The 4,813-nt window shown below is 67.6% G+C and carries 5 protein-coding genes and 1 pseudogene; 1 reads left to right on the top strand and 5 read right to left on the bottom strand.

Going from position 1 to position 4,813, the window contains the following annotated elements; translation table 11 throughout:
* Positions 1–300: pseudogene (locus tag ACP5VX_RS06220) on the top strand (hypothetical protein); the annotation flags it as partial.
* Positions 301–391: 91 nt separating this feature from the next.
* Here the strand turns inward: ACP5VX_RS06220 and ACP5VX_RS06215 are convergent.
* The 5 genes from ACP5VX_RS06215 to ACP5VX_RS06195 all read right to left on the bottom strand — a co-directional run.
* Positions 392–997 carry a hypothetical protein gene (locus ACP5VX_RS06215; protein WP_428725020.1) on the bottom strand — a complete coding sequence of 202 codons (606 nt, stop codon included), beginning with the start codon at positions 995–997 and terminating at the stop codon, positions 392–394.
* Between the two features lie 66 nt (positions 998–1,063).
* Positions 1,064–2,353 carry a Ni/Fe hydrogenase subunit alpha gene (locus ACP5VX_RS06210; protein ID WP_428725019.1) on the bottom strand — a complete coding sequence of 430 codons (1,290 nt, stop codon included), beginning with the start codon at positions 2,351–2,353 and terminating at the stop codon, positions 1,064–1,066.
* Positions 2,346–3,116 (bottom strand): oxidoreductase, encoded by a 771-nt coding sequence (locus tag ACP5VX_RS06205; RefSeq protein WP_428725018.1) that lies wholly within the window; start codon positions 3,114–3,116, stop codon positions 2,346–2,348. Before ACP5VX_RS06205 ends, ACP5VX_RS06210 begins: the two co-directional genes overlap by 8 nt.
* Positions 3,117–3,944 (bottom strand): FAD/NAD(P)-binding protein, encoded by an 828-nt coding sequence (locus ACP5VX_RS06200; protein ID WP_428725017.1) that lies wholly within the window; start codon positions 3,942–3,944, stop codon positions 3,117–3,119. It abuts the gene before it with no gap.
* Positions 3,941–4,813, bottom strand: an 873-nt coding sequence (locus ACP5VX_RS06195) for a 4Fe-4S dicluster domain-containing protein (RefSeq protein WP_428725016.1), incomplete at its 5' end; no start/stop codon positions are given. The genes ACP5VX_RS06195 and ACP5VX_RS06200, both read right to left, overlap by 4 nt.

Genomic DNA, 4,813 nt, shown 5'->3' with positions numbered 1-4,813 from the left:
GTCAGGAGGGACGTCGCTGAGGGGGCGGGGAGGCCGGGTATAGACGTCTCCGAGCCCCTCGGGAGGCGGCTCGAGGGGATCGGGGGCGTCCTAGAGTCGCTGGACATAGAGAGGAAAGCCGGCCACATAAGAGAGGGCCGGGGGCGCGTTGAGGAGGGGTCTTCTCTTCGACCCCTCCCCCCTACTCTAGCACTGAAGGAGAGGAAACCGGACCTGCTCAGGCGGAACTACGTCCAGTGGCCGACCTTCCACGAAACGCTTAACTACGTGTGGGAGGAGGCCTTTTTCACCGGGCTATAAGAGCTGAGAAGGCGGCCGTACTAGTCGAGGTACTGGCCGAGGTCCCGAAGTACATGGTAGCCCTGGCTCCAGCCGGCCTCGAGAGAGAGGTCTACGAGGAGGCCCTAGCTCTAGGGGTGGCAACCCTCATCTCCCCGGTCCTCGCGTCGTAGACGAATATCTCGCTCGACCTCGGGTTCTTCCTCAGGTTGCCCGAGCCGACTACCAGCCTGCCGTCGAAGTCCGAGACGTGAGCGTAGCTGTCCAGCCGCAACACCCCCTCTACTCTACCCCTCCTGTAGACGTACAGCGATATCCTGTCCGCCGAGGCGCCGGCGAACGCGATCTCGCTGCCCGTGTCCCTGAAGCCCAGGACCCTCACCGGCTCCATGTTCTCCACGACCACCTCCTCGTCCTTCTCCAAGTCCACGAACCCTATCACCTGGGCCTCCCTCCCCCTCCCCACGTCGCGGGTGAACGGCACTCTACGCTTGTCCAGGCTGACCTCGCCCGGCCAGTGGACAGTGGCCGACACCAGCCTCCTCCTCTCCCCCGTAGCCGGGTCGTAGGCCCATATCGAGTTGAAGCCCCCCTCCACAGTCTGGTAGACTGCCCTGCCCCTGTAGTCCACGCCCAGGAGTGTGTAGGTCGGCGTGTAGACTATCCACCTGACGTCCCCCGGGCCATATCCGCCCACCGGAGAAGGCCTGATCCCCATTCAGACTCAGATGTATACTTTTCCTCCACCGACTTATCGGGGAGCCGAGTGCCCGTCGGGACCCCGCTACGCCTCGAGGACCACTCTGTGGACCGAGCACGAGAGGCAGGGGTCGAGAGACCGCACCACCACCTCCACCGTCCTCTTGACGTCGCCCACGCCCGCCGGGGGCCTGGCCGCCAGGGCCTGAGCGGACAGCTCCTCCATGGACGGTACGTTGAGCTGCGTCGGGGTCACGATCTTCGCCGACTCGACCCTCAGATCCTCGCCCAGAGTGTACCTGTGGTAGAGGACCCCCCTCGGGGCCTCTACGAGGTAGGCGCAGTGGAGCCTACCTCCCGCCCTCCTCGGCATGGCCCGGACCCCGCCCGCGTAGGAGTCCCAGTTGCGGGACTCGAGGACGGACCTAATGGCGACGAGGGCGTCGTGCACCTCCGCCAGCCTCGCGACTATGCCCTGCCTCACGTCCCTGAGCGGGGGCCTCCACCCGTGCCGCTTCATGAGGTCCCTTGTCTCGCCGGACAGCCTGTCCCAGGCGTGGTTGAACCTCGCGAGGGGGCCGGTGACGACCGCGCGGCCCCTCACCCTGTACACGACCGCGTTCTTCCCCCTCTCCTGCCTCGGCTCTAGAGCGGCCTCGTAGCCGGCCACTTCTATCCTCTCAAGCGATCCCCCCGGGCCCTCCAAGAGCACGGCTGAGCCGTCGTGCGGGTATCTGCCGGGGTCGTGGACCAGGAGCAGGGGCTTGACCAGGCCCTCGCACGGGACCTCGAGCGAGGGTAGCACCTCGTCCAGCAGCTCCTCGAGCACCCTCCTCGCCTCCTCGACGTAGCGCTTGACGGCCTCGGCCTCCTCCCTGCTCGGCGCCTTGTAGACGCCGCCGAGCCTCAGGTTGACAACGTTGTGCGTCCTCCCGCACAGGGCCTCCATGGCCTTGGCCGAGCTGGCGAGGGCGCTCGAGACCCTCTTCAAAAGCCCCGGCCTCCTCTCCCACAAGTCTATGGCGCTCCCCACGCCCATGTAGTCGGGTAGGTTGAGGAGGAAGACGTGGAGGAGGTGGCTCTTCACCCTCTCGGCCAGGTGCATCGCCACCCTGAGCTCAGCGGCGCGCTCGTCCACCTCTAGACCTAGGCAGCCCTCGAGCGCCATGGCAGCGGCCAGGGCGTGGGAGACCCCGCATAGGCCGCACACCCTGGTTACGAGGTCGACTACCTGGTCGGCCCCCCTACCCCTCAAGAGGTACTCGAAGAACCTCGGGGCCTCCTCTATGTTCACCCTGACCGTCACCGCGCCACCGCTCACGTAGACCTCTACGCTCCCCTCGCCCTCTATCCTGCCCAGCCCCCACTCACTCAAGCCCCTCACCCAGCCCGGCCGCCCTCAGGGCCCTCTTGGAGAAGGCCCTCAAGTAGAGCGCCAGCTGGTCCCTCGGCCACCCCGCCCCCGCGAGCCTCTCAAGGTAGTACCCGACGTTCGCCCTACCGAGGTCGCCCGTCTTGAGCCCGTAGCAGCCGTAGCACCCCCTGTTACTGGACGGGCAGAGGGCCCCACAGCCGCTGCGGGTCAGGGGGCCCAGGCAAGGGGCCCTCCCGGAGACGACAAGGCAGTCGAGCCCCCTCCTCTTACACTCCGCGCATACGCTCTCGTGTATCTCGACGGGCAGGCCCCCCTGCGAGAGCTTGAGGAGCAGGGACTTCACGGCCTCGTAGTTGACGGGGCAGCCCGGGACAGCGAGGTCCACGCTGACGACCTCCGTCACGGGCGTGAACCCTCCCATGGACTCGACGAGCCCGGGCTCCGGGTATACGGCGGCCTTGGCCTCCTCTACGCGGCCGTTGGACAGGGCCTGGACGCCCCCCTCGATGGCGCAGGAGCCCAACGCAACCAGTAGCCCGGCCCTCTCCCTGAGGCTCTTGAGCAGCTTGACGTGCCTCTCCGTAGAGGCCGAGCCCTCGACCAGCACGAGGTCGAAGAAGCCCTCTAACCTGCTTTCCCCCAGGACTAGGCTGCAGGCCGCCACCTCTATGCCGCGGAGGTGCCCCACCGCCTCCGTGAGGGCCCTCACGACCTCTAGTACGCAGCCGGAGCACGAGGCCAGCTTCACGACCCCTACTCTCAACTAGACCCCCTCGACCGCCAGGTAGTCCGAGACCTCCGTGAGCCTGAACACCGGGCCGTCCCTACACGTGAAGTAGTGGCCGAGCTGGCAGGATCCGCAGAACCCCGTGCCGCACCTCATCCTCCTCTCCAGCGAGAGGAAGATCCTGTCCTCCCTGAACCCTCTCTCCTTGAGGGCCTTCACAGCGTTGACCATCATTGGCTCGGGGCCGCAGACGAAGGCGTAGGAGCCCCCTGGGTCTACGTCGGCGAGCCTTATCAGGTCCGTGACGAGCCCGACGTGGCCCTCCCAAGCCCCCTCCGGCCTGTCGACGGAGAGGAGCAGCCTGGTGCCCGGCAGCCCCCTGTAGGACTCGAGCTCGTACTTGAACAGGAGGTCTCGGGGCGTCCTGGCGCCCACGAGCACGTTGACCCTCCCGTACCTCTCCCTCCTCTCCGCGACCCACTTCAAGACGGGCCTCAGCGGCGCGAACCCCATCCCACCGGCGACGACGAGCAGGTCGTGCCCCTCGGCCTCCTCGAGCGGCCAGCCCCTCCCGTAGGGCCCGCGCAGGCCTATCAAGCCCCCTCTCCACTCCCTGTAGACGAGGGCCCTCGTGACGGCGCCGGCCGCCCTGACGGTGTGCTCCACTACCCTGCCCCCCTCGCGTATGCCCGAGACCGAGAGGGGGACCTCGCCCAGGCCGTGGACGTAGACCATGTTGAACTGGCCCGGCCTGGGCGGCGGCACCTCGTCCACCAGTCTCACGGCCAGCGTCTTCACGTTGGGCGCCTCGTAGACCTCGCCTACCACTAGGCCCCTCCTCAGCTCCGCGAACGGGCTCCTCAACCCCCGCCCTCCCCGACCGCTCTGATGAGGGTCTCCCGGAGGTCCACGCCCGCCGGGCACCAGGTGACGCACCTCCCGCAGCCCACGCAGCCCAGCCTCCCCGTCTGCATTGGGTAGAAGAGGAACTTGTGGAGGACGAAGTGCCTGTACCTCGTGTACAGCCGCCTCCTGAAGTGGCCGCCGGCAACCATCCCGTAGGTGTAGGAGAGGCAGCCCACCCACTGGGCCACCCTCGTGTTCACCCTGCCGTCGTACTCGTCTACCAGCTCTGTGCAGAAGCACGTCGGGCACACCATGTTGCAGCTGGAGCAGGCGAGGCAGCGCTCCGACACCCTCTCCCAGAAACCCCTGTCGCCCATGAGCCTCCTCAGCGCCCTCTGCACCTCCTCCACCGCTACTCCGAGGCGTGCCCTCCTCGAGGCCTCCTCGGCGAGCCTCCGGTACTCGGCGACGTCGCTCTCGGGGGCCTCCTCCAGGCCCATCTCCTCCAGCACCCCCCGCCCCGCGGGCGAGCCGGGCTTGAACAGGACGGTGCCCCCGCCGAGCTTCGCGTAGGCTACGTCGAACCCCTCCCGCGCTGTGGGGCCGGAGCCCGTCGTCGAGCAGAAGCAGGTGGCGCCCGGCCTCAGGCACTCCTCGACCACTACGAACTTCACCCTCCCCCTCCTCGCCGCGTACAGCGGGTTTGCCCCCGCCCTGAACAGCTCGTCGAGGACCTTTACAGCCGAAAGGTCGCAGGGCTTGACGGCGAAGAGGGCGACGCCCCCCTCCCCCGCCTCCGGCTCCTCTACTGAGAGGTCCTCGCGGACCCTGGCCACCACCTGCCTCGGCGGGTGTAGGTAGTTCTTGGGCGACTGGTGGGAGGCGGT

Origin of the sequence: Thermogladius sp., assembly GCF_049970955.1 — an archaeon.
Lineage (GTDB): Archaea > Thermoproteota > Thermoprotei_A > Sulfolobales > Desulfurococcaceae > Thermogladius.
This window is presented reverse-complemented; position numbering and strand designations above follow the sequence as displayed.